This window comes from Spiroplasma sp. Moj, assembly GCF_016082285.1.
Classification (GTDB): Bacteria; Bacillota_I; Bacilli_A; order Mycoplasmatales; family Mycoplasmataceae; genus Spiroplasma; species Spiroplasma phoeniceum.
Genome location: NZ_MQTY02000142.1, coordinates 1 through 1,628 on the forward strand (window position 1 = coordinate 1; position 1,628 = coordinate 1,628).

Sequence of the window (1,628 nt, forward strand, 5' to 3'; positions counted from 1 at the left end):
TTCTATTTTAAATATATTTTATAGGAATTTTAAAATAACTAGGTTATGCAAGAAGTCTAATATTTCAACAGCATCAGCATATAAATCATCGCGTCATTTTTTAATATCTAATTTTTCTTTAAAATAACTAAAAGCTAATGTTTTAGCATTTTGTAATAATGAATCAATTCGTAATGACAGTGTTTTATAAGTATCTGCCAAGGCTAATTCTAAACGATATGTAAAATCCTCATCGGTAATAACGCGTCCATTGTTCCGAATTAAAAGAACATTATCATATAATAATTGGATTGGGTTTGTTGAGTCATGAATTTTTTCTGTATTTAATAAAACTAATTTTAGTTGATCACGAATATTACTAAAATGATTTTCTAAAATAGGATTTTTCATTTTTTGCTCTCCTTAATTGCTTTAATTGTCTCCATTATCAATAGTAAATAAACAAACGGATATTAACTATAGTTTGTTAGATTATTTTTATAAGAGTAATTCTTATATAAATATCATAGCATAAGAAATATCTTTTTTTAGAAAAATAAAAAAACACTAAAATATTTTTTAGTGTTTTGTATATTTTTAGACTGTCGCAAAGTATAATAATGTACGTACCATTTGTGATACATATGACATTTCATTATCATATCATGCATATACTTTAATTAATTGTTTACCATCACGTTCAATAATTTTTGTTAATGTTGCATCAAAAATTGATCCGTGTGTTTCACCAATAATATCTGATGAAACAATTGGTTGTGTATTATAACCAAAAGTTTCTGAAGCTGCTGCTTTCATTGCATTATTAATTTCTTCAACTGTTGTTGTTTTTTTCAATTCAACTGCTAAGTCAACAATTGAACCAGTAATAGTTGGAACACGTAAAGCCATTCCATCAAATCGACCTTCCAATTGTGGTAATACTAATGCAACTGCTGCTGCTGCTCCCGTTTTAGTTGGAACAATATTTGAAAAAGCAGCACGTGCTCTTCTTAAATCATCATGTGCTAAGTCCAACAATCTTTGATCATTTGTTACCGCATGAACAGTTGTCATATATCCTTTTTCAATTCCAAATTCTTCGTCTAATACTTTTGCCATTGGTGCTAAACAGTTGGTTGTACAACTTGCCCCTGAAATAATAGTATCTTCTTTTTTAATTTCCTTATGGTTTACATTATAAACAATTGTTTTAACATCGGTTCCTTTCGCTGGAGCTGAGATTAAAACTTTTTTTGCTCCGGCTGTAAGGTGCTTTGAAGCACCAGCACGATCAGCAAAGAATCCTGTTGATTCAACAACAACATCAATGCCTAATTTACCTCATGGTAACTCAGCAGGATCTTTTTTGGCATAAACATTTATTTTTTTCCCATCAACAATAATAACGCCTTCTTCTGAAGAAATTTTTTCTCTTTTTCATCCTCCTTGGGCTGAATCAAGTTCTAATAATGTTGCTAAAGTTTTTGCCGCAGTTAAATCGTTAATTGCGACAATTTCAACATTTTTTTCGTCAAATAATCTTCTAAAAGCTAAACGGCCAATACGTCCAAACCCGTTAATTGCAATTTTTGTCATCTACTTTTTCTCCTCTACATATATTTAATACCTTCTTAGTCTGCAATAANNNT

The 1,628-nt window shown here is 29.7% G+C and carries 2 protein-coding genes; both read right to left on the minus strand.

The window, feature by feature from the left end; translation table 4 throughout:
• Positions 1–18: 18 nt before the first annotated feature.
• Positions 19–390, minus strand: a complete 372-nt coding sequence (locus tag BST80_RS05115) for a hypothetical protein (protein WP_415746260.1) — start codon at positions 388–390, stop codon at positions 19–21.
• A gap of 186 nt (positions 391–576) precedes the next feature.
• On the minus strand, positions 577–1,575 hold the full coding sequence (gap, locus tag BST80_RS05120; RefSeq protein ID WP_415746261.1) for a type I glyceraldehyde-3-phosphate dehydrogenase: 999 nt from the start codon (positions 1,573–1,575) through the stop codon (positions 577–579).
• Positions 1,576–1,628 lie beyond the last annotated feature (53 nt).